Below are 25,842 nucleotides of genomic sequence, written 5' to 3'. Positions count from 1 at the left end.
CAGCAATAATCGTCCGGTGGCCGGGGCATGGACGCGACAAGGCGCCCAAACACAGGCCGGAAAGGGGGGAAATGGATGGCTCAGACTACCACCGAGCGCCCGCCTTCGGAATGCTTGTCCCCTACTTATTCACAAAAACATCCACAGCTATTGCACAGCCCAGTGAATTCGCGTAGCTGCCAGGGGTTGACTTGGGGCGGGGTACCTCTCTAGAATTTCCGGTTCTTTCCGTCCCATTCATACGAGAGGCCCCCAATGGCCACGAAGCGCACCTACCAGCCCAGCAACCTCAAGCGTAAGCGCGACCACGGCTTCCGTGCCCGTATGAAGACCGCTGACGGCCGCAAGATCCTGTCGCGTCGCCGCGCCAAGGGCCGCAAAGTCCTGAGCGCCTGATTGCCATGCCGCACATCGCGGCAGACGCAATCCCTTCGACAGTGAATACTGCAGACCCGCGCAAGCGATTCCCTCGCTCTGCGCGGGTTCGCACGCGTGCCGAATATTCAACGGTCTTCAACGGCGCCCGCCGTGTGTCCGATCCGCTGATGACCCTGCACTGGCTGCCGGCTGACCGGCCGGCCAGGCTGGGTCTGGCGGTTTCCCGCAAGGTTGATCCGAACGCCGTTGGGCGTAACCGGATCAAGCGCGTCCTGCGCGACATCCTGCGTCAGACACGTACCGACATCCAGCCAGGCGACTTTGTCGTCGTGGCTCGAAGTGCTGCGCGTTCCGCCAGCAACGACGAGATCCGCCAGGCCTTCCTGCGCCTGCTGCGTCGCCTGCGTGCATTGCCCACGCCGGGCGTGGACGGCACAATGCCGCCGCCTGATGGCATCGCAACTCCTTCTTTGACCGAGCCGGCATCGCGTCCCGGCCCCGCCGAGCCTGTCCGCTGATGAACCAGACCCGCGTATTCCTCATTTTTGCCTGGCTGATGGTGGCCGTGCTGCTGTGGATGGAGTGGAGCCGTGAAAAGGCTGCTCCGACCCCGGCACCGACGACCACGTCGGCCCCGGCCGCTGCACAGAGCGTTCCGGGCGCAACCCCGGGCGCCATCCCCAGCGCCCAGGTTCCGGGTGCGCCCGGCCAGGCCGCCGTGCAGGCGCAGGCCAGCGCCACCCCGGCCAGCCAGCGCGTGACCGTCACCACCGACGTCCTGCGCCTGGTGCTCGATGGCGGCCGCGTGCTCGACGCCGAGCTGCTGCAGTTCCCGCAGACCAAGGACGAAGGCAGCCCGCCGGTCCGCCTGCTGACCGAAGACCCCGCGCATCCCTACAGCGCGATCAGTGGCTGGGCCAGCGAAGACAAGAACACCCCGGTCCCCGGCGCTGACGGCTTCAAGCTGGTGGGTGACACCAAGGACTTCGTGCTGGCCAAGGGCCAGAACGAGCTGCAGATCCCGTTCGTGTGGACTGCCGACAACGGCGTGACCATCAAGCGCACCCTGACCGTCTCGCGCAACGAGTACGCCGTGCGCTTCAAGGACGAAGTCAGCAACACTGGTGCCGCTCCCTGGAACGGCTACGTCTACCGCACCCTGGACCGCACCCCGACCATCCTGTCGCGGAGCATGACCAATCCGGATTCCTTCAGCTTCAACGGCGCCACCTGGTACGACAACGACAAGAAGTACCAGCGTCGTGCGTTCAAGGACTACCTGGAAGACGGCACGCTGAACCAGAACATCACCGGTGGCTGGCTGGCGATGCTGCAGCACCACTTCTTCACTGCCTGGATCCCGCAGAAGGACCAGACCGCACACTACGTGCTGTCGCAGGTGGCCGGTCGTGACCTGATCGAAGCGCGCGGCCCGGCCTTCACCGTGGCCCCGGGCCAGTCCACCAGCACCGAAGCCCGCCTGTGGGTCGGCCCGAAGCTGGTCAACCTGATCGCCAAGGAAGACGTGCCGGGCCTGGACCGCGTGGTCGACTACAGCCGCTTCTCGATGATGGCGGTGATCGGCCAGGGCCTGTTCTGGGTGCTGAACCAGGTGCACAAGCTGGTTGGCAACTGGGGCTGGGCGATCGTCGGCCTGGTGGTGCTGCTGAAGCTGGTGCTGTACCCGCTGTCGGCGACCCAGTACAAGAGCGGTGCCAAGATGCGTCGCTTCCAGCCGCGCATCGCGCAGCTGAAGGAACGCTATGGCGATGACCGCCAGAAGTTCCAGACCGCGATGATGGAGCTGTACAAGAAGGAAAAGATCAATCCGATGGGCGGCTGCCTGCCGATCCTCATCCAGATGCCGATCTTCTTCGCCCTGTACTGGGTGCTGGTGGAATCGGTCGAACTGCGCCAGGCGCCCTGGTTCGGCTGGATCCAGGACCTGACCGCACGCGACCCGTACTTCATCCTGCCGGTGATCAACGTGGCAGTGATGTGGTTCACCCAGAAGCTGACCCCGGCACCGGGCATGGACCCGATGCAGCAGAAGATGATGCAGTTCATGCCGCTGGTGTTCGGCGTCATGATGGCCTTCATGCCGTCCGGCCTGGTCCTGTACTGGGTGGTCAACGGCGGCCTGGGCCTGCTGCAGCAGTGGTGGATGACCAAGCGCCATGGCGGCGAGCCGGTCCCGGCCACCACCGCGCCGGCTCCGGTCAAAAAGAAGTAATCGGTAGAGCCGGCCGCTGGCCGGCTGACCCCAGCAGAAGCCCGCCGCAAGGCGGGCTTTTCGCATCCGGCGTTAGAATCGCCGGCACACCGATCCTGCATCCATTGAGTCCGCCATGCCGCGTGCGTCGTCGTTCCGCCTGTTCCTGCCCTCGCTGTTGTTGACCCTGGTCGTTGCCGGCTGCGGCGACAAGGATGCGAAGGCGCCGGCGACCACCGTCACCCAGCCCAGCGCGCAGGCCGCGGCCGCCGCCGATCCCGCCGCGGCGCCGTTGCTGGCCGCGCTGCAGAAGCAGCTCGACGGCTACCGCCGGATCATCGTGCTGCTGGCCGACGAGGACCAGCAGTCGGCCGCCGACCGCGGTACCTCCACGCGCGTGGGCCAGCAGCTGTTCCACGATGGGCTGGAACAGCGCACGGCCATCGCCGCGCAGTTCGATACGCTGCTGCGCGGTTCCAGCGCCCAGCGCTTCGCCACCCTCGGTACCGTGCTGGACTACATCGAGTCGGCGCCGGAACTGTTCGACGCCGACCGCCTGGCCTTCCGCGAAGTGCTGCGTGACCTGCATGAGCGCGTTGGCACTGACTCGTCGCTGCCGGCGGTGAAGCTGCACCAGCGCATCGGCGAGGACCTGGAAGCGCTTGATGAGATCGAGCGCAACTACAACCAGGAACTGACCCGCATCTTCAGCCGCTTCGAGCGCACCCGCGCCATCGAGCTGAAGCGCGAGAAGTGGGAGGACTACATCGCCCACCTGCACAAGGACTACAGCCGCGAAGCGATCCTGCGCGACTACGGCGTGATCGAGCCGTACCCGATGTCGATGAAGGACAGCGATCGCGAGATCTTCGGCCGCGACCTGCCGGCCAAGACCGTGGTGCTGACCTTCGACGATGGCCCGCACAAGGCCTATACCGATGAAGTGGTGGCCATCCTCAAGCGCTACGACGTGCCGGGCGTGTTCTTTGAAGTGGGCCGCAACCTCGGCAAGGTCGAGGCTGATGGCAAGGTCAGCCTCGGCCCGATGGCCAAGATCAGCCGCAACCTGATGGAAGAGGGCTATGCGGTGGGCAACCACAGCCTGACCCACGCCCAACTCTCGCGCACCACCGGTGATGCGCTGCGCCAGCAGGTGCTCGACACCGACACGCTGCTGAAGGATGTCGACAGCAAGCGCGCGCCGCTGTTCCGCTTCCCCTATGGCGCCCGCAACGCCGAAGGCCTGCAGCTGCTCAACGAAGCCGGCCTGAAGTCGATCATGTGGAACATCGATTCGATGGACTGGGCCGACCCGGTGCCGGAATCGATCGTGCAGCGCGTGCTCGACCAGGTGAACAAGGAACAGCGCGGCATCATCCTGTTCCATGATATCCACGACCGTGCGGTGAAGGCGCTGCCGCAGATCCTCGACCGGCTGATCGCCGATGGTTACCAGTTCGCTGGCTGGAACGGCCGCGATTTCACCGTGGCCCGTGCGCGCAAGGGTGACACCAGCGCAGCCACCGTCACCACCGGCTACGAGAAGTCGTGGGCGATCGTGGTCGGCATCGACAACTACGCCAAGTGGCCGAAGCTGGAATACGCCAGCCACGACGCGCAGGCGGTGGCCGATACCTTGACCGGGCAGTTCGGCTTCCCGTCCTCGCAGGTGATCGTGCTGAAGAACGAGCAGGCCACCCGCAACAACATCCTGGCCGCCTTCCACGACCGCCTGGCCGACGACCGCACCGGAAAAAACGACCGTGTGTTCGTGTTCTTCGCCGGCCATGGCGCCACCCGCCAGCTCGCCTCCGGGCGTGACCTCGGCTACATCATCCCGGTTGATTCGGACCCGAAGGAATTCGCCACCGACGCGATCGCGATGACCGACATCCAGAACATCGCCGAGAGCATGCAGGCCAAGCACGTGATGTTCGTGATGGATGCCTGCTACAGCGGCCTGGGCCTGACCCGTGGCGGCCCGTCGTCGTCGTCGTTCCTGCGCGAGAACGCGCGTCGCAGCGCGCGGCAGATGCTGACCGCCGGCGGTGCCGACCAGCAGGTGGCCGATGCCGGCCCGAACGGCCACTCGGTGTTCACCTGGGTGCTGCTGCAGGCACTGGCCGGCAAGGGCGACCTCAATGGCGACGGCCTGATCACCGGTACCGAACTGGCCGCCTACGTGGCGCCGGCCGTCTCGGCCGTTTCGCACCAGACCCCGGCCTTCGGCAGCCTGCCCGGTTCGCAGGGCGGCGAGTTCGTGTTCCAGGTGCCGGACAGCCAGGAATTCCTCAACGCCGATACGCGCCAGCTGACCCCGGATGCCATCGCACTGAACAACAAGGTCGACGCCGCGCAGGATGCCAAGGGCGCGCAGGCACCGGTGACCGTGGCCGACCTGCAGGGCGGCAAGGCCAAGCTGGTGGTACCCACTGCCGGCCCGGCCTCGGACCGCCAGCGCGCGCAGCAGGCCAACGACCGTGGCCTGCAGCTGTACCGCGAAAAGCAGTACGACGAGGCGGTGGCGCAGTTCACCGAAGCACTGAAGCTGCGTCCGGACTTCGCCCAGGCCGCCAACAACCTCGGCTTCGTCTACTACCGTCAGCAGCGCTACGCCGAAGCCGCACGCTGGCTGGAGAACACGCTGAAGATCGACCCGTCGCGTGCGGTGGCCTATCTCAACCTGGGCGATGCCTACTTCAACGCCGGCGACAAGGCCAAGGCGAAGCAGGCCTACACGACCTACCTGGCGCTGCAGCCGCAGGGCAGTGGTGCCGCGCAGGCACGCACGCAGCTGGAGAAGCTCTGAGCGATGGACGATACCTTTCGCACTGACACCATCGTAGCCATCGCCAGCGCACCCGGTGCAGGCGGCGTCGGCCTGCTGCGCCTGTCGGGGCCGCGCGCTGCGGCCATCGCCAACGCGCTGGGTGCGCCGACGCTGCGCCCGCGCCATGCGCACTACGCACGCCTGCGCGATGCCGACGGCGAGGTGATCGACGATGGCATCGTGCTGTGGTTCCCGGCGCCGAACAGCTTCACCGGCGAGGAAGTGGTGGAACTGCAGGGCCATGGCAGCCCGGTGCTGCTGCAACAACTGGTCGCGCGCTGCATTGCGCTCGGTGCGCGCCAGGCGCGGCCGGGCGAGTTCAGCGAACGCGCGTTCCTCAACGGCAAGCTCGACCTGGCCCAGGCCGAAGCCATCGCCGACCTGATCGCGGCCGGCGACAATCGCGCCGCGCGCGCTGCACGCCGCTCGCTGGATGGCGTGTTCTCGCGCCGCATCGACGCAGTGGTCGAACAGCTGGTGCTGCTGCGCATCCATGTGGAAGCGGCCATCGACTTCGCCGACGAACCGCTGGATACCCTCGGTGGTGCGCAGGTGCGGCGTGGCCTGGAACAGGCACGCAGCGATCTGGCCATTCTGCGCCGCGACGCCGAACGTGGCCGCCGCCTGCGCGATGGCCTGCATGCGGTGCTGATCGGTCCGCCGAATGCCGGCAAGAGCTCACTACTGAACGCACTGGCCGGCAGCGAACGCGCCATCGTTACCGACATCGCCGGCACCACCCGCGACACGTTGCGCGAGACCATCCGCCTGGATGGGCTGGAGCTGACTCTGGTCGACACCGCCGGCCTGCGCGACGGCGGCGACGCCATCGAACGCGAAGGCATGCGCCGCGCCCATGTGGAGATCGAGCGCACCGACCTGGCCCTGATCGTGCTGGATGCGCGCGATCCCGCTGCGGGTGAAGCCGCGCTGGGCGGGGCCGTGGCGGCGGTGCCGCACAGGGTCTACATCCACAACAAGTCGGACCTGCTGGAGGCGTTGCCGGCACTGGACGATCCGGACCGCGTGTTCGTCTCCGCTGCGACCGGTGCCGGCCTGGAGGATCTGCACGCGCGCCTGCGTTCGATCGCATCGGCCGGGGCAGGGGAGCAGGTGGATGGCGAGTTCTCCGCGCGCACCCGCCACGTGGATGCGATTGAGCGCGCGCAGGAACACGCGCAGCGCGCCGATGGCGAGCTGGCGCATGAGCACCTGGAACTGGCCGCCGAGGAACTGCGGCTGGCGCATGATGCACTGGGCGAGATCACCGGGCAGATGAGCGCTGATGATCTGCTGGGAAGGATCTTCTCCAGTTTCTGCATCGGCAAGTAACTGTAGAGCCGAGCCCATGCTCGGCTGGCGGGTAGAACAGCCGAGCATGGGCTCGGCTCTACAGGGACCGGCTTCCCCCACCTGTCACATTGCCGCCGCATACTGACGCCCATCACATACCGCTTGGGGAAGTCGCAGTGAAGTCGTGGGGTTGTGCGTTGCTGTTGTCGCTGGCCGTGGCACCATCGGTGGCCATGAGTGCTGAATCCTCCACCCCGGCCGCGCACAAGGTGTCGGTCTACGGCCATCGCGGCGCAAGCGCGCTGTTGCCGGAGCACACCCTGGCGGCCTACGCCCAGGCGATCGCCGATGGCGCCGACTACATCGAACCGGACCTGGTGATGACGAAGGACGGGGTGATGGTGGCCCGCCACGAGAACGAGATCGGTGGCACCACCGACGTCGCCTCGCATCCGGAGTTCGCCAGCCGCCGCACCAGCAAGGTCATCGACGGGCAGAAGGTCGACGGCTGGTTCACCGAAGACTTCACCCTGGCCGAGCTGAAGACCCTGTACGCACGCGAGCGCCTGCCGGAGCTGCGCAGCACCGCCTACGACGGCCAGTTCCGCATCGCCAGCCTGGACGAGATCCTGGCCTTCCTGGTGCAGCAGGCCGGCCGCGCCAACCGTGGCATCGGCCTGGTACCGGAGATCAAGCACCCGACCTACTTCCAGTCGATCGGCCTGCCGATGGAAGACAAGCTGCTGGCCGCACTGCGCGGCAACGCCTATACCAACGTCGGCCCGGTCACCATCCAGTCGTTCGAGACCGCCAACCTGCGCTACCTGCGCGGCAAGATCCCGCGCGGCAGCAACATCCGCCTGCTGCAGCTGCTGTGGAAGGGAGATACCCAGCCGGCCGACATCGCCAAGGCCGGTGGCACGCTGACCTACGCACAGATGATGACGCCGGCCGGGCTGAAGGACATCGCCAGCTACGCCGACAGCATCGGCCCGGAGCTGCGCTCGATCATTCCGCTGGATGACAAGGGCGCACTGGGCACGCCGACCACGCTGGTGCGCGATGCGCATGCGGTGGGCCTGATGGTGATTCCGTACACGTTCCGCCCGGAGAACCATTTCCAGGCCAGCAACCTGCGCAAGGGCGCCGACGACGCGCGCAATGCAGAGGGATCGATCGCCGAAATGCGTGCCTACCTGGCCACCGGCATCGATGCGTTCTTCACCGATGACCCGGCGCTCGGCCGGCAGGCGGTGGATGGAATGGGCGCGGCGGGGAATGCGGCGGACTGATGCGCCCGTGGTAGGTGCCAACCTTGGTTGGCACACGGCAGGAGCGCCGACCAAGGTCGGCCACTACCGGGTCCTGAGGTTGCCGGCCAGCGGCCGGCACTACCGTCACCTCAACCGCGCGGCTCGTCCGGGCGGCGGAACGGAATCACCACGTAATCCTGTCCTTCGCGCGGCTGCCACAGCACCGGCACGCGTTGCGGTGACGGCGGCTCCAGCTCGTCGTCGGGCAGCGGTTCGAAGTCTTCTTCCTCGTCTTCCCAGCTGTAGCGCGGGCGCGGCGGCAGCGGGTCGGCGTTGCGGAACAGCAGCGCGGCGATGATGCCGGCGAAGGCGCCGCCCATGTGCGACTGCCAGGACACGCCGTCGGCGTGTGGCAGGATGGTCATCAGCATGCCGCCGTAGAACAGCATGCCGATCAGGCCAGTGGCGATCGCCGCGCGATCGCGGCGCAGCAGGCCCAGGCTGGCCAGCAGGAACATCAGGCCATGGGTCACGCCACTGGCGCCCAGGTGCACGCTGCCCGGATTGCCAAGCATCCACGCGCCGATGCCCGAGCCCAGCCACAGCAGGGGCAGCGCGCGAACGGTGGCTTTCGGGTAGACGCTGCCGGCCAGCGTGCCGAGGATCAGGATCGCAATGCTGTTGGCGACGATGTGCTCGACCGAGGCATGCAGCATCGGGCCGCCGATCAGGCCAAGCAGGCCCTTGGCTTCCAGCGGTGCGACCGCCCACGGTCGCCAGTCGAACGTGCCCTGCAGGGCGAACACGGCCACCAGCACCAGCACGGCGGCCAGGCTGACATAGAACGCCCGCAGGATGCGCGAGCGGTCATTGCGGGGGGCCGGCACGTCGCCAGCGGGCAGGGGCGCGTTGTTGTTCATACCTCAGCAATGGCGGTGGTTGGCGCGAAACCAAGGCCACCGCGGCGGGAGAGTGGAAACGGCCGGCGGGACAATCCCACCGGCCGCGTCATCCAGCGGCTCAGGCTCAGGCCTGGCCTTCGCCTTCCTTCGGCGGGTACTTCAGGCTCAGCACCACGGTGGCGGCGATGATCACCGCGACCACGCCCAGCGACACCGGGGTCGGGATCTTGAACAGGTCGATGATCATCATCTTGATGCCGATGAAGCCCAGCACCAGCGCCAGGCCATACGGCAGCAGGTGGAAGCGGTCGGCCATGCCGGCCAGCAGGAAGAACATCGCACGCAGGCCCAGCACCGCGAACACGTTGGAGGTGAGCACGATGAACGGGTCGGTGGTGATCGCGAAGATCGCCGGGATGCTGTCCACCGCGAAGATCACGTCGGTGACCGCGATCAGGATCAGCACCGCGAACAGCGGGGTGAACCAGCGCACGCCATCACGCTTCACGCTCAGCGCGTTGCCAGCGTAGTCCGGCAGCAGGCGCAGGTGCTTGCGCATCCAGCGCAGGGCCGGGTTGGTCTCCAGGTCCGGCTCCTGGCCGGCGGCGAACCACATCTTCCAGCCGGTGAACAGCAGGAAGGCACCGAACACGTAGAGCAGCCAATGGAACTGGCTGATCAGCACACTACCGGCGAAGATCATGATCGTACGCAGCACGATCGCGCCCAGGATGCCGATGATCAGCACCTTCTGGCGCTGTTCTTCCGGCACTGCGAAGTAGCTCATGATCATCAGGAAGACAAAGATGTTGTCGACTGCCAGCGCCTTCTCGACCAGGTAACCGGTCAGGAATTCGAGGCCGACCTTGTTGGCCACCACCTGGCCTGCAGTCTCATTCAGGTAGTACCAGAGGCCCGCATTGAACAGCAGGGCCAGCGCGACCCAGCCGATGGACCACCACAGGGCCTCCTTGAAGGTGACCTTGTGCGGTCCACCATGGCGCATCAACACGAGGTCGACCAGCAGGGCGATGACCACCACCGCTGCGAAGCCGCCCCACAACCACACGTTACCGATCGTCTGCATTGGGAATGTCCGTTGGAAAGATGAATGCCAGGCCGGACGGCGAGGATCTGCAACGGAGGATCGGGAGGGGGATCCAGGGACAGAGCTTCGCCAGTACGGCGAAGGTCTCGCTCGCAGTCCCAGTCGGCTGGAACTGCCGTTGCACCGGAGCCTGCGGGCTCGAAATGACGGCGACAACGTCTGGGAGCTACTCCCCTTCTGGCGCCGATTCTGCCGTCTGGGCGGGCCGCCGTCAAATGGGGCGCGGGCGGAGTCGGATCCCCAAAGGGGCTTCGACCCCGCGTCGTCGCCACACTGGGGTCAGAGCCCCTGCGGGGATCCGACCCCGGCGCCCGGTTTACAATAGGTGGATGAATACCCCCCTTCCGATTGTCCGCCTCAAGAATGCGTGGCGTTCCAGCCACCCGTGGATCTTCCAGAAACTTGTCGAGAAGCCGACCGTCCGGCCCAAGCCCGGTTCCATCGTCGACGTGGTCGGCATCGATGGTGAGTTCATTGGCCGCGGGTTCTACAACGGGCATTCGCGCATCGCCGTGCGCATCCTCGAAACCGATCAGAACGTGCCGGTCGATGCCGGCTGGTTCTCGCGCAAGATCGCCCAGGCGGTGTCGCTGCGCCGTGAGGTGCTGAAGCTCGATGCGGTCTCCGACGCCTGGCGCGTGGTGCACAGCGAAGGCGACGGCCTGTCCGGCCTGGTGGTCGACCGCTACGGCGACCTGGTGGTGGTCGAGTTCTTCGCCGCCGGCATGTTCCGCCACCGCGAGTGGATCTACGACGCCCTGCGCGAGCAGTTCCCGGGTTGCCGCTTCCACAGCTTCGCCGACGAGCACGTGCAGAAGCAGGAAAGTTTCGACTTCCACGGCAACACCACCACCGAAGCGTCGGTGATCACCGAGTACGGCATCAAGTTCCGCGCCGACCCGGCCGGTGCGCACAAGACCGGCTTCTTCGCCGACCAGCGCGAGAACCGCGAGTGGCTGAGCCAGCAGGTGGAAGGCAAGAGCGTGCTGGACCTGTGCTGCAACACTGGCGGTTTCGCCGTGTATGCGGCGGCGCGTGGTGCTTCGGACGTGGTCGGTATCGACATCGATGAAGACGTCATCCAGATCGCCAAGGGCAATTCGCGCCTGAACAACGTGCGTCCGAAGTTCGTCCAGTCCGACATCTTCCCGTGGCTGCGCGATGCCGCCAACCGCGGCGAGCAGTACGACGTGGTGATCCTGGACCCGGCGAAGATGACCCGCGACCGCGACCAGGTCATCACCGCGCTGAAGAAGTACCTGGACATGAACAAGCTGGCGCTGGGCGTGGTCAAGCCGGGCGGCTTGTTCGCCACGTTCTCCTGCACGGGCCTGGTGGCCGAGGACCAGTTCCTCGACATGCTGCGCCGCGCGGCCTATTTCTCCGGTCGCACGATCCAGATCCTGAAGGTTGCTGGTGCGGGTCCGGACCATCCGTTCATGGCCCACGTGCAGGAATCGCGTTACCTGAAGGCCGTGTTCTGCCGCGTGGTGGATTGACGGTCGGCTTCTGCGTTCGCCGGGCATGAATCATGTCCACTGCCCGGCGGCCAGCTTTCCGCGCATTGCGATGCGTTCGTGAGAATGGCGCCCCATTGATGAGGGGGCGCGGCTCGGCTCTACAAAAAGGCCGGCCGCAGCGCTATGGTCGGGCTCTTCCCAATGCCGGTGAGAGCCCATGCCATCGTTGCGCCACCTGTCCGTCGTGCTTGCCCTGGCGCTGTGTGCGCCGCTGTCCGCCCACGCCATCGAGTTCAGCGCGCAGGAGCTGGCGCGGGCCAAGTCCCTGCAGCAACGCCTGGTCACGCTCGACAGCCACCTGGATACGCCGGCCAACTTCGGTCGCAGCGGCTTCGACATCGAACAGCGCCACGACCGCAACGCGCTGTCGCAGGTGGACTATCCGCGCATGGTCGAAGGCGCGCTGGACGGTGGCTTCTGGGCGATCTACACCGACCAGGGCGACCGCAGCGCCGCTGCACATCTGGCCGAGCGTGACCATGGCCTGCAGAGGCTGGTGGAGATCCGCGAAATGCTGGCCGCCAATCCCGAGCGTTTCGCGCTGGCATTGACCGCCGATGACGCGGCGCCGATCAAGGCTGCTGGCAAGCGCGTGGTCTACATCAGCATGGAAAACGCCAGCCCGCTGGTGGCCGATCCCAGCCTGCTCTCGTTCTATCACTGTGCCGGCCTGCGCCTGCTCAGCACCGTGCACTTCGCCAACAACGAGTTCGCCGATTCGGCCACCGACCCCAAGGGTGCGGAGTGGAAAGGCCTGAGCCCGGCCGGCAAGGACCTGGTGCGGCAGGCGGTGAAGCTGGGCATCGTGATCGACCAGTCACATGCGTCGGACGCGGTGTTCGATGACCTGCTGGCAATGATGCCGGTGCCGTTCGTGCTCTCGCACAGCTCGGCCAAGGCGGTCTACGACCACCCGCGCAACCTCGACGATGCGCGCCTGCGCAAGCTGGCCAAGGCCGGCGGCGTGATCCAGGTGAACGCCTATGGCGGTTACCTGATCGACACCGCAAAGACGCCCGAGCGCAAACAGGCAGAGGAAGCGCTCAGCAAGCAGCTGGGCGGTTGGGAAGGCATGGGCATCGAACAGGGCGTTGCCCTGCTGAAGGCCGAGCAGGCGCTGGACCACGAGCATCCGGTACGCCATGCCAGCCTGGACGATTTCTTCGCCCACTTCGAGCACATCCTCAAGGTGGTCGGCCCGGAACATGTGGGCATCGGCCTGGACTGGGATGGCGGCGGTGGCCTGAGCGACCTGCCCGATGTCAGCCAGCTGCCGAAGATCACCGCGTGGCTGCTGCGCAAGGGCTATACCGAGAAGCAGATTGCCGGCATCTGGGGCGGCAACCTGCTGCGGGTGATGCGCCAGGCGCAGGAGTACGCCGGGAGCAAGTAGAGTCGAGCCGCGCTCGACTCTACAGAGGGGCGCCGGGCCATGCCCGGCGGCGCCCTTATTTCGCGATCAACGCATGGCGACGGCTGTACAGGAAGTACAGCACCAGGCCGGCCACGTTCCACAGCAGGAAATACAGCTGGGTGCTGTGCGGCAGGCTGAGGAACAGGTAGATGCAGCCCAGCGCGGCCAGCGGGCCGACCACGAAGGCCAGCGGGGTGCGGAAGGTGCGTTCGCGGTTGGGCTCACGCAGGCGCAGCACCACCAGACAGATGCCCACGGCGGTGAAGGCGGCCAGGGTACCGGCATTGGCCAGTGCAGCGATCTCGTCCAGGCGCGCAACGCCGGCCAGCGCCGACACCACGACCGCGGTGAACAGCGTGGTCGCCACCGGCGTGCCGGTGCGTGCGTTGACCTTGGACAGGCCACGCGGCAGCAGGCCATCGCGGCTCATCACGAAGAAGATGCGGCTCTGGCCGTACAGGAAGGCCAGCAGCACGGTCGGCAGCGCGATGATCGCGATCACGCCGATCACCATCGCTGCGGTCGGATGGCCCAGCTGGCGCATGATCAGCGCCAGCGGCTCGGCGCTGTGGCCAAACACGGCGTAGCTCATCGCACCGACCGCGGCCAGCGCCACCAGCACATAGACGATGGTGCAGCCGATCATCGAACCGATGATGCCGATCGACAGGTCGCGGCCCGGGTTCTTGGTTTCCTCGGCGGCGGTGGAGATCGCGTCGAAGCCGTAGAAGGCAAAGAAGATGATCGCTGCTGCCGCCATCACGCCGTGTTCGACGCCGTCAGGGCCGATCGACTTGGCGAAGCCGTACGGCATGAACGGCTGCAGGTTGGCGCTGTCGAACGCGGGCAGCGCCACGGCCACGAAGATGGCCAGCGCGATCAGCTTGAACACCACCAGGATGGCGTTGAGGGTGGCGCTTTCCTTGGTGCCGGCCATCAGCATGCCGGCTACCAGCCAGGTGATGATGATCGCCGGCAGGTTGATCATGCCGCCTTCCACGTGCGGGCCGGCCGCCAGCCAGGCCGGCAGGTGCACATTCCAGCCGAACTGGGTGTGGACCCATTCGAGGAAGCCGACGAAGTAGCCGGACCAGCCCACCGCCACCGTACTCACCACCAGCGAGTACTCCAGGATCAGGCTCCAGCCCACCACCCAGGCAAACACCTCGCCCAGTGCGCTGTAGCTGTAGGTGTAGGCACTGCCGGCGGCCGGCATCATCGTCGACAGCTCGGCGTAGGACAGCGCCGCACAGGCGCAGACCGCACCGGCGATGGCGAAGGAGATCAGCACGGCCGGGCCGGCCAGGTTGGCACCCACGCCGATCAGCGTGTAGATGCCAGTACCGACGATGGCGCCGATGCCCAGCGCGATCAGGTGCGGCCAGCTGAGCGTCGGGATCAGGCGCCTGCCGGCTTCGTGGACGGTGACGGAATCTAGGGACTTGCGCCGGAACAGGGACATGCAGGCCTCGGAAGGGGTGACTAAGAACGACAAGTTCCCGAGTGTGACCGAACGCAGCGCAGCATTACCACTGACGGGGGTCATGCATGGCGGGGCGCGCGCTGCGCCCCGGCCAGGCTGCCGGAATCGGCACAATCCGGCGACAGCCACCGGTGTGCATTGGTCCCGGCTGCTGCTACGACTGGATGTTGGCCATGCCACTGGCCGAATACCGGTCACCGGCAGCGGCATGCAGCGGGAAGGCCGCATCCAGTGCGTCCAGCGTGGCCGCATCCAGCTCCACCTGCAGCGCACCGAGGTTCTCGTCCAGTCGTGCCCGCCGCGTCGTGCCCGGGATCGGCACGATGTGCTCGTCGCGCGACAGCACCCAGGCCAGCGCCAGCTGCGAGGCGGCGATGCCGCGCTCGGCGGCCAGCGCCTGCACGGTGTCCACCAGTGCCAGGTTGCGCTGGAAGTTTTCGCCTTCGAAGCGGGGCGAGGTGCGCCGGTAATCGTCGGCGTCGAAGTCGTCCGGGCTGCGGATGGCGCCGGTCAGGAAGCCACGGCCCAGCGGCGAATACGGCACGAAGCCGATGCCCAGTTCCGCCGTGGTGGCCAGCACCCCGTTCTGTTCCGGCTCGCGCGACCACAGCGAGTACTCGCTCTGCACGGCGGTGATCGGATGCACCGCATGCGCCCGGCGGAGGGTGGCCGCCGAGGCCTCGGAAAGGCCCAGCCAGCGCACCTTGCCCTGTTCCACCAGGCGCGCCATCGCACCCACGGTGTCCTCGATCGGCACGGTCGGGTCGACGCGGTGCTGGTAATACAGGTCGATGTGGTCCACGCCCAGGCGGCGCAGGCTGGCCTCGCAGGCGGCCTGCACATAGTCCGGGTGGCCGTTGACCTGCCGCGCCTGCGGGTCGGAAGGGTCCAGGCCGATGCCGAACTTGCTGGCCAGGAACACCTGGTTGCGGCGGCCGGCGATCGCGCGGCCGACCAGCACTTCGTTGGTGTGCGGGCCATATACATCGGCGGTGTCGAGCAGGGTCACGCCACGGTCCAGCGCGTGCCGGATGACGGCGATGCCGTCATCGTCACTGCCACGGCCGCCGTAGTAGGCGCTCATGCCCATGCAGCCCAGGCCGAGGGCGGACACGGTAGGGCCGGCGGGGCCGAGAGTACGGGTCTTCATGCGGATCTCCTTGGGGAAGGCGCCACGCCTGGATGGGCAGTGGCGCGGGGCACAGCATCCTCCACGCCATCATGTGGATAAACTGCGTGCCACCGGACTTACCTTGAAGGCTGGCTTCACAATGGATGCCTCCGTCCCCCTCAACGCTGTGGTCGCCTTCGTCCACGTGGCCGAGCACGCCAGCTTTACCCGCGCCGCCGATGCCTTGGGCGTGTCGACTTCGGCGCTGTCGCAGAGCGTGCGCGCGCTGGAAGCGCGGATGGGCGTGCGCCTGCTGCAGCGGACCACACGGCGGGTCAGCCTGACCGAACACGGCGCGCGTTTCCTGCAGCGCGTGCGCGGCGGCCTGGACCAGATCGACCAGGCCTTTGCCGAACTGGACAGCGCGCGTTCGGTGCCTGCCGGGCGGCTGCGGGTGACCCTGCCGCGCATCGTCGCCGATCGCATGGTCCTGCCGCGGCTGCCCGATTTCCTTGCGCGCTACCCGCAGGTGCAGGTGGAACTCTGCGTCGACCCCGCGCTGACCGATCTGGTGGCCGAGGGCTTCGACGCCGGCATCCGCCTGGGCGAATCACTCGCGCAGGGCATGATCGCGGTGCCGGTCGGGCCACCCGAGCGGCAGGTGGTGGTGGCCACGCCGGCCTATTTCGAACGCCATGGCGTGCCGCAGACCCCGCATGACCTGCATGGCCACGCCTGCATCGTGCACCGCCTGGCCAATGGCCGGCTGATGCCCTGGGAGTTCAGCCGCGAAGGCCACGACCTGGACGTGGAAGTAAGCGGGCGGCTCGTGTTCAACGATGCCGGTGTCGCCCATCACGCCGTGCGGGCGGGGCTGGGCATGGCCCAGGGCTTCGCTTCGCTGATGGCCGACGACATCGCCGCTGGGCGACTGCAGAGCGTGCTGCAGGACTGGCAGCCACCGTTCCCCGGCTTCCACCTGTACTACCCCGCGCGCGAGCAGATGGCGCCCAAGCTGCGGGTGTTCATCGACCACCTGCGCGCGGAGATGCACGACCGGTAGATGCCAACCTTGGTTGGCATGCTTCAATCGACCACGCGCGCCGCTACGCCTCCCGGCCAATGGCAGCCATCCTCGTGCCACGCCTCGACGTCCTCGTTGAACTCGGTACGTCGCCCGTCGTGGGCGCGCTCGTAGCTGAAACCGTAGACGTGCGCGCCCTGGGTGCTCAGGTAGTAGCGCCCATTGAGGCGGCCACCGATGCGTTCTTCCCAGACGCTGTCGAACTGGTACGGGCGGTCTTCGGCCAGCACCGTCGTTTCCTGCGACACCTGTTGCACCTGCAGGCGGCCGCGCTGCCCGGCGTACTGCACGTCGGCGCTGCCATCGTCCAGCCAGCGCCACAGCAGGTGGATGCCGTCGTTGCGGCCCCCGGTGAGGCAGCGATGGTCCTGCGCGCTGGCCGCTGCGGTGTCGGCCAGCAGACCGATGAACCCCACCACCAGCAGCCACCGGATCATCCGTTCAACCCCAACCGGATGCCGAACCCCACCAGGAACAGGCCGGCCACCCGGCGCAGCGCATCGCTGATGCGCGGGTGCTGGATCAACCGGCGGCGGGCCAGGTTGCCGACCCCGATCAGCATCGAGCAGTAGGCGATGCTGACCACCAGGATGATGCCGGCCAGTGCCGCGAAGGTGGCGATGCCCTGGTGTGCCTTCGGATCGATGAACAACGGCAGGAAGGCCATGTAGAACAGGATCGCCTTCGGGTTGAGCAGGCTGACCAGGATCGCCTGCTGGAAGTAGCGGCCCGGCTGCATGCGGATCGGGCCGGCGTCACCGCCCTCGTGCTTCGGCGTGCGCAGCAGGCTGATGCCTACCCACACCAGGTAGGCCGCACCCAGGTACTGCACGGCGTGGAACACCAGCGGGTTGGCCTTGAGCAGCGCGGCCACGCCGGCCAGCGCCAGCCACATCAGGATCTGATCGCCGACCAGCAGGCCGGCCAGTGCGGTATAGCCGCCACGCACGCCGCCACGGCCGGTGGCGGTCAGCAGGGTGAAGGTGCCGGGGCCGGGCAGGGCGAGAAATACCAGCACAGCGACCAGAAACGTCCACAGGTCCTGGATGCCCATCCACGGCATGGCGGCGTTCTCTTGTTACGGGGGGCCGCCATTGTCGGTCAGCGCCGGGATTGGCGACAGGGGGGCGTTGGACCCACCAGGCATGCCAGACAGCAGCGGTTGCAGGTGCTGGCGCAGCTGCGCATGCAGTTGCCGTACCGCTGGCGAGAACTGCTTGCGGTGCGGGCATACCAGCTGCAGCGGGATGCTGCTGCCAACACCGTCCAGCAGCAGCTGCAGGCGGCCGGCCAGCACGTCCTCGCGCAGGTCCAGCCAGGACTTGTAGGTGATGCCTTCGCCGGCGACGGCCCAGCGCCGCACCACGTCGGCGTCGTCGCAGACCAGCGGACCGCGCACCGGAATCACGCTGCGGCGCCCGTCAACCTCGAACGACCAGCGATCGTAGGCGCGGCCACTGAGCTGGTAGACCAGGCAGTCGTGCTCGCGCAGTTCGTCCAGGCGTGTGGGCGTACCGCGCCGCTGCAGATAGTCGGGCGAGGCCGCGAGCACGCGCCGGTTGCCTTCCAGCAGGGGCAGGGCGACGTAGTTGGCGTCGTCGAAGTGGCCGATGCGGATGGCCACGTCGACCGGGTCGCGGAACACATCGGCCACCTCGTCGGACAAGCGCAGGTGCAGGCGCAGCCGCGGGTGCGCGGCGCGGAAGGCGCTCAGCCAGGGCAGTAGCAGGTTGCGGCCGAGGTCCGAGGGCGCCGACAGCTGCAGGGTGCCGTGCAGCTCGGTGTCCTCGCCCTGCACGCGCGCCTGGCCCTCGCGCAGGGTGGCCAGCACCTCCTGCGCATATGGCAGGTACAGTGCGCCCTCGCCGGTCAGGCGCAGGCTGCGGGTGGTACGCACGAACAGGCGCAGGTCCAGCTCGCGTTCCAGCCGCGCCACCGCCGCGGCGACCTGCCCCGGCAGCAGATCGGCCTCGCGCGCCGCCTGCGAGAAGCTGCCCAGCGCGGCCGTGCGGACGAACAGCTGCAGATCGTCGAAGCGGATCATCTTCATTGCCAGAGTGAAAGTGCTGCCCGATTCTGCGCCTTTCTGCGGGAGCGCGCGCGGCGCAACCTGTCGCCTCCTTCCCCACTGGACCGCTGCCATGCGCGCCATTGCCTACACCCAAGCCGGCCTGCCGATCGATGATGCCCAGGCCCTGATCGACATCGAACTGGAGCTGCCACAGCCCGGCCCGCGTGACCTGCGCGTGGCGGTGCGCGCGGTGGCGGTGAACCCGGTCGACACCAAGGTCCGCCGTGGCGTGGCCACCGACGGCCCGCGCGTGCTGGGCTGGGATGCGGTCGGCATCGTCGATGCGGTGGGAAGCGAGGTGACCCTGTTCCAGCCCGGCGACGCGGTCTACTACGCCGGCGTCATCGACCGCCCGGGCAGCAATGCCGAGTACCAGCTGGTGGACGAGCGCAGCGTCGGCCGCAAGCCGGCCAGTCTCGACGATGCGGCCGCCGCCGCGTTGCCACTGACAGCAATCACTGCCTGGGAGCTGCTGTTCGACCGTCTGCGCATCCCCGAGGGCGGTGGTGAAGGCCAGACCCTGCTGGTGATCGGCGCTGCCGGTGGTGTCGGTTCGATCCTGGTGCAGCTGGCGCGGAAGCTGACCAAGCTGACCGTGATCGGCACCGCCTCGCGTCCGGATACCCAGGACTGGACGTACGCAATGGGCGCACACCACGTGATCGACCACAGCCTGCCGCTGGCCGAGGGACTGGCGCGGCTGGGCATCAGCGAGGTGCAGCACGTGGCCAGCCTGACCCACTCCGACCAGCACTACGCGCAGATCGTGGAGCTGCTGGCGCCGCAGGGCCAGTTCGGCCTGATCGATGACCCGGGCCAGGTGGATGTGATGGCGCTCAAGCGCAAGGCGCTGTCACTGCACTGGGAATCGATGTTCACCCGGCCGCTGTACCGCACCGCCGACATGCAGCGCCAGCACGACCTGTTGAACCGGGTGGCCGAGCTGATCGACACGGGCGTGCTGCAGACCACGCTGGGCGAGCACTTCGGGCGCATCGATGCGGCCAACCTGCGCCGTGCCCATGCGCTGCTGGAGAGCCATCGCGCCAAGGGCAAGATCGTGCTGCAAGGCTGGTAAGGCTCCTGTAGAGCCGAGCCCATGCCCGGCTGCCGTTCGCGCATGGGCGTCAGCCGAGCATGGGTCCGGCTCTACAGAGATTCATCCACGCATGGCATGGATCAGCCGTGTCGACCAAGGTCGACACCTACCAACAGCTGCGGGAACCACGGCTCACGCCACGCCGTTGTCGACGTGTTCGGCGAAACCGGGCTGCTCTCGCAGGCGCTCGAACCATGCGGCGACGTGGGGCAGCGCGGGCTTGCTGCCCGGCGTGCTGCGCCAGCGTTGGGTCGACAGCCCCAGCACGACATCAGCCAGGGTGAAGGTGTTGCCCACCACGTAGCCGTCGGTGGTGGCCAGCTGTGCATCAAGCATGCCCATCAATCGGTTCCACTGCGCCAGGCTGGCCTCCGCACGGGCGTCATCCGGGTAGTCCGGATGCTGGCGCACGCGCGCCATGAACACGTGCCGCCAGGCGCTGTTGAGGTCGCTGGCCTGCCAGTCCATACACTGCTCCACCCGGGCCCGGTCCTTTGCTGCACGTGGCAGCAGGTCCTCGCGGTCGGCGCGTGCGGCCAGGTAGCGGCAGATGCTGTTGGATTCCCACAGCACGAAGTCGCCATCGCGCAGCACCGGCACCTGCCGGTTGGGGTTCAGTGCGGCCAGCAGGTCCGGCGGGGGTGCCGGTTCGTGGTGCAGGGGCAGATCCAGCCCCGCGCGCAGCCACAGCACCTTGCGCACATTGATGGAGGTGGGCTTTCCGTACAGAGCGAGCATGGTCCTGACGCAGCGGCTGAGACTCGGCCAGCCTACACTTGCTCCATGCAAACCGAATATCTGCTCATTGGCGGTCTTCTATTGGCCGTGCTCATCCTGCAGCTGGTCGCCCTGCTGCGCCGCCCGCCGCACGACCGCCTGGAACAGGCGGTGCGCGAGGAGGCGCGCGCCGGGCGCAGCGAACTGCGCGAACAGCTCGATGGTTTTGCCCGCGCGCTGACCGACCTGTCCACCCGCACCGACCAGCGCCTGGACCTGCTGCGCGAAGCGCTGGGTGAGGACGCCCGCAAGGCGCGTGCCGAAGCGGCCGAGAGCCAGCAGCGGGGAGCGGCGTTGATGGGACAGCGGCTGCAGGAACTGCGCGGCCAGCTGGAGACCTTCGGCCAGCAGCAGGAAGCGCGCATCCATGCGTTTGGCCAGCAGCTGCAGGAGCTCACCGGGCGTACCGATACCCAGCTCGGCGCGCTGCGCCAGACCCTGGTGGACGATGCACGCAAGGGCCGCGAGGAGGGCGCGCAGTCGCAGCAGCGCCTGACCGAAAGCCTTGGCCTGCGCCTGCAGGAACTGACGCAGCGCAACGAGCAGCGCATCGCCGAGATGCGCACGACGCTGGAAGAACAGCTGCGCGCGCTGCAGAACGACAACGCGCAGAAGCTGGAGCAGATGCGCCACACCGTGGACGAGAAGCTGCAGTCCACGCTGGAAACGCGGCTGGGCAATTCCTTCAAACTAGTCTCCGAGCGCCTGGAACAGGTGCAGCGTGGCCTCGGCGAAATGCAGCAGCTGGCCACCGGCGTCGGCGACCTCAAGCGCGTGCTGACCAACGTCAAGAACCGTGGCAGCTGGGGTGAAGTACAGCTGGAGAACATCCTCGAGCAGACGCTCACCCAGGAGCAGTACGCGCGTGCGGTGAAGGTGCGCCCGGATAGTGGCGAGATGGTCGATATCGCCGTGCGCCTGCCGGGCCGCAGCAGCGACGACACGCCGGTGTGGCTGCCGATCGACTCCAAGTTCCCGCGCGAGGACTACGAGCGCCTGCTGGACGCGCAGGAACAGGGAGACGCCGAGGGTGTGCGCCTGCAGGGCATCCAGCTGGAGCGCGCGGTGCGCGTGCAGGCCAAGTCGATCTGCGACAAGTACATCGCGCCGCCGCACACCACCGACTTCGCGGTGATGTTCCTGCCCACCGAAGGCCTGTATGCCGAAGTGATCCGGCGCCCGGGCCTGGTCGACCTGCTGCAGCGCGAGCACCGCGTGGTGGTGGCCGGCCCGACCACGGTCACCGCGCTGCTCAACAGCCTGCAGATGGGCTTCCGCACGCTGGCCATCGAGCAGCGTTCCAGCGAGGTGTGGAGCCTGCTGGGTGCGGTGAAGAGCGAGTTCGGCAAGTTCGCCGGCATCCTCGAAAAGGCCGAGAAGCAGATCACCACGGTGGGTCGCAGCATCGGCGAGGCCAGCCGCAAGACCCGCACCATCGAACGGCGCCTGCGTGGCGTGGAGTCGCTGGCGTCCGAACAGGCGCAGTCGCTGCTCGGCGATCTGGCCGAGGGTGATGCGGCGGGCGAGGACGAAGGCAGTGAAGGCGACGGCGACGAGACCTGAGCCACGCTGACACGCCGCCTGCATCGCCGATGCGTATGCTGGCGGCCTGTCCGCTTCGATCAGGTATCGTCATGCGCCTGCGCCGCTTCACCAGCCTTGTCCTGACCGCGCTGCTTGCCGCCTGCAGCAGCGCACCACCGGCCGCCGATACGGCGGCCGCACCTGCTGCAGCCACCAGCCCTGAAGCAGCCGAGGCCTACCGCGAAGCGCGCGACGTCGACTGCCAGGCCGCTGGCGGCACCCTGCAGCGGCTGGGCCGGCTGCAGCGCGAACAGTGCGTGATTCCTTACGCCGACGCCGGCAAGGCCTGCAGCCGCAGGAGCGACTGCACGGGCCAGTGCCTGGCCGGCGGCGAGGTGACTGTCGGCAGCGTCGCCACCGGGACCTGCCAGCGCGATGTGCGCCAGAATTTCGGCTGCCGCCAGCGCATTGATGACGGCAAGGCGCAGGGCACGATCTGCGTGGATTGAATCCTGCCTGTAGAGCCGAGCCCACGCTCGGCGGCTGTGGCCATCAGCCGAGCGTGGGCTCGGCTCTACAACAGCGCGCGCGGCGCTATGCTGGTGGGCCATTCCCCGCTGTTGCCGGAGCCCCCGCGTGAGCACCCCGATCCAGGACATTTCACTCACCACCATCGACGGCCAGCCGTCCTCGCTTGCCGACTACCAGGGCAAGGTGCTGCTGCTGGTCAACGTCGCCTCCAAGTGCGGTCTGACCCCGCAGTACGAAGGCCTGCAGGCGCTGTATGCGGAAAAGCACGCACAGGGCCTGGAAGTGCTGGGCTTCCCCGCCAACAATTTCCTCGGCCAGGAGCCGGGCAGCGAGGCGGAGATCCAGCAGTTCTGCCAGCTCACCTACGACGTCAGCTTCCCGATGTTCTCCAAGATCAGTGTGGCCGGTGATGACACCCACCCGCTGTACCAGCAGCTGACCGCCGCCCAGCCGCAGTCGATCGGCGAAGGTCCGCTGCGTGAGCGCCTGGCGAGCAAGGAGATTCCGATCCACGCAGCGCCGGCGGTGCTGTGGAACTTCGAGAAGTTCCTGGTTGGCCGCGACGGCAGGGTCATCGCGCGCTTCGCCCCGGACGTGGCTGCCGATGACACGCGCCTGCGCGAAGCCATCGAGGCCGCGCTGGCGGCCTGAGGAAAGCGTGCCAACCGAGGTTGGCACCTACCGGAAAAGAAAAACCCCGCCGAGGCGGGGTTTTTTCATGCACGGGCTGCAGCGATCAGTTGCTCCAGTTCGGCATCGGCATGGCATCGACCGGGATCGGCGAATTGGCATCGTCGTGGCCGCGGTCGCGCTTGCTGCGCAGATCGTTCTCGATCTGGTAGTTGCGGCGCTGCATCCACGCATCGCGTACCAGCGAGTACTCGTCCACGGCGGTGTCACGCAGGTTGTCGATCGCCAGCAGCTGCGCGCGGGTATCGACCAGCTGCAGGCCCTGCAGGCCGATGCGGATCTTGTCCTCTTCGATACGGCGGATCGGCGACAGCGGAATGTCACCGGCCAGGCCGAACACATCGCGCACGGTACGCGGGCCGAAGAACGGCAGTTCCACGTAGCGCGAACGCCGCCAGCCCCAGGCACCCAGGGTCTGGCCGAAGTCCTCATTGCGACGCGGCACCATCGCCTTGCTGGCCGGATCGAACAGGCCGCCGATACCCAGCGTGCTGTTCATCAGGAAGCGGCCGAGGCTGTCCCACGCATCGGCACCGCGGCCCTGCAGCAGCTGGTTGGTGATGGTCACCGGTGCGCGCAGGTTGCTGAAGAAGTTGCTGACGCCGGTGCGGGCGAAGCGCGGCACCACGTGGGTGTAGGCGGTGGCCAGCGGGCGCGCGATGCCGCGGTCAACCGCGTTGTTGAAGGTGTGCACCTTGCGGTTGAACGGTTCCCACGGATCGTAGGCCGCTGCGCTGCCGGTGTTGCCGGCGCCGCCATAGAGGGCATCGAAGTCGTCATCACCACCGGGTGCGGTCGCCGCTGCGGCCCTGGCCGCATCGGTGTCGGCGCTGCGGACTGGTGCGGATGGTGGCGTGGCCGGTGCAGGTGCGGCAACCACGGCTGCTGCCGGCGCGGCGTCGACCGTTCCGGTATCGGCAGTGGGGGCGGAGGCCTCGGCGATGGTGCTGGCCGGGACCACGGTGCTGGCTGCCGGTGCATCGCTGCGTGCGGGCTTGCCGGCGCAGGCGGTCAGGGCGGTGGCCAGGACGATCAGGGGGAAAGTGCGTACGACGTTCATGTCAGCTCGCAGCAGAAGTAGCGTTGAAATCCAGGTCGGGCGACAGCCGGTAGGCTGCGCTCAGCTCGTTGTAGCCGGCCGGTGCGCCGGAGATCGCCAGTGGGTGGCCGGCGTTGCGCGCACGTGCGGCCAGTTCGGCCAGCAGCGCCAGGCCGGCGCTGTCCACGCGTTCGACCTCACCCAGCTCCAGCCGTGACAGCTTCGCCGGCAGGGCCTGCAGCTGCGGCCACAGCGCGATCACCGCGGCACGGTCGAGCACCCCGCGCAGGCGCAGGGTGTCGCCTTCCAGCAGCGCCAGTGCGTTACTTGCCATTGCCCGCGGGCCCGGCCTGCATGCTGCCGCTGTGCAGTTCGTTGGCCACCTGCTTGATGCCCTTCTGGCGCAGCGGGGTATCGAACTGGTTGCGGAAGGTCTGCACGTAGGAAATGCCTTCGATGTTGACGTCGAAGATCTTCCACTGGCCATTCACGTTGCGCATCCAGTACTCGACCGGGGTCGGCTCGTTGCCGGCACGCACCAGTTCGGTGCTCACGCGCACGCCACGATTGCCCGGCAGCGGGCTTTCACCCTTCAGGCGGAAGCTCGGCTTGCCCTGGATGTTGAGCAGGGTCGAGCCGTAGCGCTGCATCAGGCTGTCGGCCATGGCATCGGCAAACAGCTTGATGTCGGCGTCGGAGGCGCCGCGGGCGTGCGGGCCCAGCACCAGGCGCGCGGCGTAGTCGCGGTCGAAGGTGCGGGTCAGCTCGCTGTCAATGTAGCTGCGCAGGCTGGCCGGGTTGCTGGTGAACTCGCTCTTGCGCTGCTGCAGCGTGGACAGGATGCGGCTGCTGGCATCGATCACCACCTTGCCGGCCTGGCTCTGCGTTGCGGCAGCGGCAGGCGCGGCGGCCTGGGCCTGGGCCAGGAACGGGGTGGCCGCCAGCAGCGCCGAGGCGAGCAGGGCCGGGATCAGTTTCATCTTCATGGTTGCGGTTCCGTTGCAGGCGCCTGCGCGCCATCGTTGGGCTTCTGAGCAGCGCCGCCACCGGCGCCGCCACTGAACATGTACTTGCCGACCAGCTGGATCAGGTCCACCGCCGGCTGGGTGAAGACGATCTCGTCGCCGGCCTTCAGCACGTCCGGATCACCGCCCGGCTGCAGACCGATATAGCTCTCGCCGAGCAAACCACTGGTGAAGATGCCGGCCGAGGTGTCTGCCGGCAGGTCCTTGACCTTGCTGTCCATGCGCAGGGTCACGATCGATTCGAACTTCACCGGGTCCAGGTCGATCGACGCGACCTGGCCGACGGTGACGCCGCCGATCTTCACCGGCGCCTGCTTGCGCAGCTGGCCGACCTGGGAGAAGCGCGCCTTCAGGTCATAGCCTTCACTGCCCCAGCTCCAGCGCTGGTTGGTCGAGGCCACGGCCAGCACCATCAGCGAGGCCAGGGCCAGCAGCAGGAAAGCGCCGACGGAGAATTCGAGTCTGGGACCGCGGATGGCCATGTGGATTACCTGATCG

25 protein-coding genes are annotated in these 25,842 nt (G+C 67.4%); 13 read left to right on the top strand and 12 right to left on the bottom strand.

Annotated elements, in window-relative coordinates:
• Positions 1-255 precede the first annotated feature (255 nt).
• From rpmH to ACW5IY_RS22030, 6 genes are all read left to right on the top strand, one after another.
• Positions 256-396, top strand: a complete 141-nt coding sequence (gene rpmH, locus ACW5IY_RS22055) for a 50S ribosomal protein L34 (RefSeq protein WP_005411729.1) — start codon at positions 256-258, stop codon at positions 394-396.
• Positions 397-401: 5 nt separating this feature from the next.
• On the top strand, positions 402-896 hold the full coding sequence (gene rnpA, locus ACW5IY_RS22050) for a ribonuclease P protein component (RefSeq protein ID WP_021203275.1): 495 nt from the start codon (positions 402-404) through the stop codon (positions 894-896).
• A complete protein-coding gene (gene yidC / locus ACW5IY_RS22045) occupies positions 896-2,611 on the top strand; it encodes a membrane protein insertase YidC (RefSeq protein WP_043397705.1) in 1,716 nt (571 codons plus the stop codon). Before rnpA ends, yidC begins: the two co-directional genes overlap by 1 nt.
• Before the next feature lie 115 nt (positions 2,612-2,726).
• On the top strand, positions 2,727-5,399 hold the full coding sequence (locus tag ACW5IY_RS22040) for a polysaccharide deacetylase family protein (RefSeq protein WP_049436116.1): 2,673 nt from the start codon (positions 2,727-2,729) through the stop codon (positions 5,397-5,399).
• Positions 5,400-5,402: 3 nt separating this feature from the next.
• Positions 5,403-6,752 carry a tRNA uridine-5-carboxymethylaminomethyl(34) synthesis GTPase MnmE gene (mnmE, locus tag ACW5IY_RS22035; RefSeq protein WP_049436114.1) on the top strand — a complete coding sequence of 450 codons (1,350 nt, stop codon included), beginning with the start codon at positions 5,403-5,405 and terminating at the stop codon, positions 6,750-6,752.
• A 137-nt stretch (positions 6,753-6,889) separates the two neighbouring features.
• On the top strand, positions 6,890-8,005 hold the full coding sequence (locus tag ACW5IY_RS22030) for a glycerophosphodiester phosphodiesterase (RefSeq protein WP_049436113.1): 1,116 nt from the start codon (positions 6,890-6,892) through the stop codon (positions 8,003-8,005).
• A 110-nt stretch (positions 8,006-8,115) separates the two neighbouring features.
• Here the strand turns inward: ACW5IY_RS22030 and ACW5IY_RS22025 are convergent, their stop codons facing one another.
• Positions 8,116-8,886, bottom strand: a complete 771-nt coding sequence (locus tag ACW5IY_RS22025) for a rhomboid family intramembrane serine protease (protein ID WP_457326863.1) — start codon at positions 8,884-8,886, stop codon at positions 8,116-8,118.
• A gap of 106 nt (positions 8,887-8,992) precedes the next feature.
• Positions 8,993-9,955 (bottom strand): TerC family protein, encoded by a 963-nt coding sequence (locus ACW5IY_RS22020; protein ID WP_010487446.1) that lies wholly within the window; start codon positions 9,953-9,955, stop codon positions 8,993-8,995.
• A 350-nt stretch (positions 9,956-10,305) separates the two neighbouring features.
• Here ACW5IY_RS22020 and ACW5IY_RS22015 point away from each other — a divergent pair, with 350 nt between their 5' ends.
• Positions 10,306-11,475 carry a class I SAM-dependent rRNA methyltransferase gene (locus ACW5IY_RS22015; protein WP_049436108.1) on the top strand — a complete coding sequence of 390 codons (1,170 nt, stop codon included), beginning with the start codon at positions 10,306-10,308 and terminating at the stop codon, positions 11,473-11,475.
• A gap of 178 nt (positions 11,476-11,653) precedes the next feature.
• The gene (locus ACW5IY_RS22010) at positions 11,654-12,889 is read left to right on the top strand and encodes a dipeptidase (protein ID WP_049436106.1); all 1,236 of its coding nucleotides are present in this window, start codon (positions 11,654-11,656) and stop codon (positions 12,887-12,889) included.
• Positions 12,890-12,944: 55 nt separating this feature from the next.
• On the opposite strand, the gene ACW5IY_RS22005 is transcribed toward ACW5IY_RS22010, so the two are convergent.
• Together ACW5IY_RS22005 and ACW5IY_RS22000 are read right to left on the bottom strand one after the other, a co-directional pair.
• Entirely contained in the window at positions 12,945-14,372 is a 1,428-nt protein-coding gene (locus ACW5IY_RS22005; RefSeq protein ID WP_049436104.1) for an amino acid permease, read from the bottom strand.
• Positions 14,373-14,547: 175 nt separating this feature from the next.
• Positions 14,548-15,543: an aldo/keto reductase gene (locus ACW5IY_RS22000; RefSeq protein ID WP_049436100.1), complete on the bottom strand. Its 996-nt coding sequence runs from the start codon at positions 15,541-15,543 to the stop codon at positions 14,548-14,550.
• A 121-nt stretch (positions 15,544-15,664) separates the two neighbouring features.
• Between ACW5IY_RS22000 and ACW5IY_RS21995 the strand changes: the two genes are divergently transcribed.
• Positions 15,665-16,567, top strand: a complete 903-nt coding sequence (locus ACW5IY_RS21995; protein ID WP_049436099.1) for a LysR family transcriptional regulator — start codon at positions 15,665-15,667, stop codon at positions 16,565-16,567.
• 23 nt (positions 16,568-16,590) lie between these two features.
• Here the strand turns inward: ACW5IY_RS21995 and ACW5IY_RS21990 are convergent, their stop codons facing one another.
• The 3 genes from ACW5IY_RS21990 to ACW5IY_RS21980 are packed head-to-tail and all read right to left on the bottom strand — an operon-like array spanning position 16,591 to position 18,638.
• A complete protein-coding gene (locus ACW5IY_RS21990; RefSeq protein WP_049436096.1) occupies positions 16,591-17,025 on the bottom strand; it encodes a hypothetical protein in 435 nt (144 codons plus the stop codon).
• Complete coding sequence (leuE, locus tag ACW5IY_RS21985; protein WP_005411716.1) at positions 17,022-17,651, bottom strand: leucine efflux protein LeuE; 630 nt, start codon at positions 17,649-17,651, stop codon at positions 17,022-17,024. Before leuE ends, ACW5IY_RS21990 begins: the two co-directional genes overlap by 4 nt.
• Before the next feature lie 15 nt (positions 17,652-17,666).
• Positions 17,667-18,638, bottom strand: coding sequence for a LysR family transcriptional regulator (locus ACW5IY_RS21980; RefSeq protein WP_049436095.1), 972 nt, complete (start codon positions 18,636-18,638; stop codon positions 17,667-17,669).
• A 91-nt stretch (positions 18,639-18,729) separates the two neighbouring features.
• Here ACW5IY_RS21980 and ACW5IY_RS21975 point away from each other — a divergent pair, with 91 nt between their 5' ends.
• Positions 18,730-19,737 carry a zinc-binding alcohol dehydrogenase family protein gene (locus ACW5IY_RS21975; protein ID WP_049436092.1) on the top strand — a complete coding sequence of 336 codons (1,008 nt, stop codon included), beginning with the start codon at positions 18,730-18,732 and terminating at the stop codon, positions 19,735-19,737.
• 153 nt (positions 19,738-19,890) lie between these two features.
• Here ACW5IY_RS21975 and ACW5IY_RS21970 read toward each other — a convergent pair whose 3' ends face one another.
• Entirely contained in the window at positions 19,891-20,496 is a 606-nt protein-coding gene (locus tag ACW5IY_RS21970) for a glutathione S-transferase family protein (RefSeq protein WP_049436090.1), read from the bottom strand.
• Between the two features lie 45 nt (positions 20,497-20,541).
• Between ACW5IY_RS21970 and ACW5IY_RS21965 the strand changes: the two genes are divergently transcribed.
• The 3 genes from ACW5IY_RS21965 (at position 20,542) to ACW5IY_RS21955 (ending at position 23,241) form a co-directional block, all read left to right on the top strand.
• Positions 20,542-22,098 (top strand): DNA recombination protein RmuC, encoded by a 1,557-nt coding sequence (locus ACW5IY_RS21965; protein ID WP_049436087.1) that lies wholly within the window; start codon positions 20,542-20,544, stop codon positions 22,096-22,098.
• Between the two features lie 71 nt (positions 22,099-22,169).
• Entirely contained in the window at positions 22,170-22,568 is a 399-nt protein-coding gene (locus tag ACW5IY_RS21960) for a hypothetical protein (RefSeq protein WP_049486899.1), read from the top strand.
• 127 nt (positions 22,569-22,695) lie between these two features.
• Positions 22,696-23,241: a glutathione peroxidase gene (locus ACW5IY_RS21955; protein WP_049436084.1), complete on the top strand. Its 546-nt coding sequence runs from the start codon at positions 22,696-22,698 to the stop codon at positions 23,239-23,241.
• 85 nt (positions 23,242-23,326) lie between these two features.
• On the opposite strand, the gene ACW5IY_RS21950 is transcribed toward ACW5IY_RS21955, so the two are convergent.
• From ACW5IY_RS21950 to mlaD, 4 genes are read right to left on the bottom strand one after another with little or no spacing between them, the layout of a single operon-like run.
• Positions 23,327-24,340: an MlaA family lipoprotein gene (locus ACW5IY_RS21950; RefSeq protein ID WP_049436083.1), complete on the bottom strand. Its 1,014-nt coding sequence runs from the start codon at positions 24,338-24,340 to the stop codon at positions 23,327-23,329.
• A gap of 1 nt (position 24,341) precedes the next feature.
• Positions 24,342-24,653, bottom strand: a complete 312-nt coding sequence (locus ACW5IY_RS21945; RefSeq protein WP_019337965.1) for an STAS domain-containing protein — start codon at positions 24,651-24,653, stop codon at positions 24,342-24,344.
• Positions 24,643-25,305 carry an MlaC/ttg2D family ABC transporter substrate-binding protein gene (locus ACW5IY_RS21940; RefSeq protein WP_010487479.1) on the bottom strand — a complete coding sequence of 221 codons (663 nt, stop codon included), beginning with the start codon at positions 25,303-25,305 and terminating at the stop codon, positions 24,643-24,645. The genes ACW5IY_RS21945 and ACW5IY_RS21940 overlap by 11 nt, the downstream gene beginning before the upstream one ends.
• Entirely contained in the window at positions 25,302-25,826 is a 525-nt protein-coding gene (gene mlaD / locus ACW5IY_RS21935) for an outer membrane lipid asymmetry maintenance protein MlaD (RefSeq protein ID WP_010487482.1), read from the bottom strand. The genes ACW5IY_RS21940 and mlaD overlap by 4 nt, the downstream gene beginning before the upstream one ends.
• Between the last annotated feature and the right edge of the window lie 16 nt (positions 25,827-25,842).

The sequence above is a fragment of the Stenotrophomonas sp. C-A genome, assembly GCF_054030835.1.
Note: the sequence above shows the minus strand (reverse complement) of the source record. Positions and strands in the feature narration are given on the sequence as shown.

Excerpts from the sequence above, each read along its gene's own strand:
- ACW5IY_RS22010 (WP_049436106.1), top strand. The coding sequence starts at position 11,654 with ATGCCATCGTTGCGCCACCTGTCCGTCGTGCTTGCCCTGGCGCTGTGT.
- rnpA (WP_021203275.1), top strand. The coding sequence starts at position 402 with ATGCCGCACATCGCGGCAGACGCAATCCCTTCGACAGTGAATACTGCA.
- ACW5IY_RS22040 (WP_049436116.1), top strand. The coding sequence starts at position 2,727 with ATGCCGCGTGCGTCGTCGTTCCGCCTGTTCCTGCCCTCGCTGTTGTTG.
- ACW5IY_RS22015 (WP_049436108.1), top strand. The coding sequence starts at position 10,306 with ATGAATACCCCCCTTCCGATTGTCCGCCTCAAGAATGCGTGGCGTTCC.
- ACW5IY_RS21980 (WP_049436095.1), bottom strand. The coding sequence starts at position 18,638 with ATGAAGATGATCCGCTTCGACGATCTGCAGCTGTTCGTCCGCACGGCC.
- ACW5IY_RS22025 (WP_457326863.1), bottom strand. The coding sequence starts at position 8,886 with ATGAACAACAACGCGCCCCTGCCCGCTGGCGACGTGCCGGCCCCCCGC.
- leuE (WP_005411716.1), bottom strand. The coding sequence starts at position 17,651 with ATGCCGTGGATGGGCATCCAGGACCTGTGGACGTTTCTGGTCGCTGTG.
- rpmH (WP_005411729.1), top strand. The coding sequence starts at position 256 with ATGGCCACGAAGCGCACCTACCAGCCCAGCAACCTCAAGCGTAAGCGC.
- ACW5IY_RS21975 (WP_049436092.1), top strand. The coding sequence starts at position 18,730 with ATGCGCGCCATTGCCTACACCCAAGCCGGCCTGCCGATCGATGATGCC.
- ACW5IY_RS22005 (WP_049436104.1), bottom strand. The coding sequence starts at position 14,372 with ATGTCCCTGTTCCGGCGCAAGTCCCTAGATTCCGTCACCGTCCACGAA.
- ACW5IY_RS21970 (WP_049436090.1), bottom strand. The coding sequence starts at position 20,496 with ATGCTCGCTCTGTACGGAAAGCCCACCTCCATCAATGTGCGCAAGGTG.
- ACW5IY_RS21990 (WP_049436096.1), bottom strand. The coding sequence starts at position 17,025 with ATGATCCGGTGGCTGCTGGTGGTGGGGTTCATCGGTCTGCTGGCCGAC.
- ACW5IY_RS22000 (WP_049436100.1), bottom strand. The coding sequence starts at position 15,543 with ATGAAGACCCGTACTCTCGGCCCCGCCGGCCCTACCGTGTCCGCCCTC.
- ACW5IY_RS21965 (WP_049436087.1), top strand. The coding sequence starts at position 20,542 with ATGCAAACCGAATATCTGCTCATTGGCGGTCTTCTATTGGCCGTGCTC.
- ACW5IY_RS21940 (WP_010487479.1), bottom strand. The coding sequence starts at position 25,305 with ATGAAGATGAAACTGATCCCGGCCCTGCTCGCCTCGGCGCTGCTGGCG.
- ACW5IY_RS21950 (WP_049436083.1), bottom strand. The coding sequence starts at position 24,340 with ATGAACGTCGTACGCACTTTCCCCCTGATCGTCCTGGCCACCGCCCTG.
- ACW5IY_RS22020 (WP_010487446.1), bottom strand. The coding sequence starts at position 9,955 with ATGCAGACGATCGGTAACGTGTGGTTGTGGGGCGGCTTCGCAGCGGTG.
- ACW5IY_RS21960 (WP_049486899.1), top strand. The coding sequence starts at position 22,170 with ATGCGCCTGCGCCGCTTCACCAGCCTTGTCCTGACCGCGCTGCTTGCC.
- ACW5IY_RS21945 (WP_019337965.1), bottom strand. The coding sequence starts at position 24,653 with ATGGCAAGTAACGCACTGGCGCTGCTGGAAGGCGACACCCTGCGCCTG.
- yidC (WP_043397705.1), top strand. The coding sequence starts at position 896 with ATGAACCAGACCCGCGTATTCCTCATTTTTGCCTGGCTGATGGTGGCC.
- mnmE (WP_049436114.1), top strand. The coding sequence starts at position 5,403 with ATGGACGATACCTTTCGCACTGACACCATCGTAGCCATCGCCAGCGCA.
- mlaD (WP_010487482.1), bottom strand. The coding sequence starts at position 25,826 with ATGGCCATCCGCGGTCCCAGACTCGAATTCTCCGTCGGCGCTTTCCTG.
- ACW5IY_RS21995 (WP_049436099.1), top strand. The coding sequence starts at position 15,665 with ATGGATGCCTCCGTCCCCCTCAACGCTGTGGTCGCCTTCGTCCACGTG.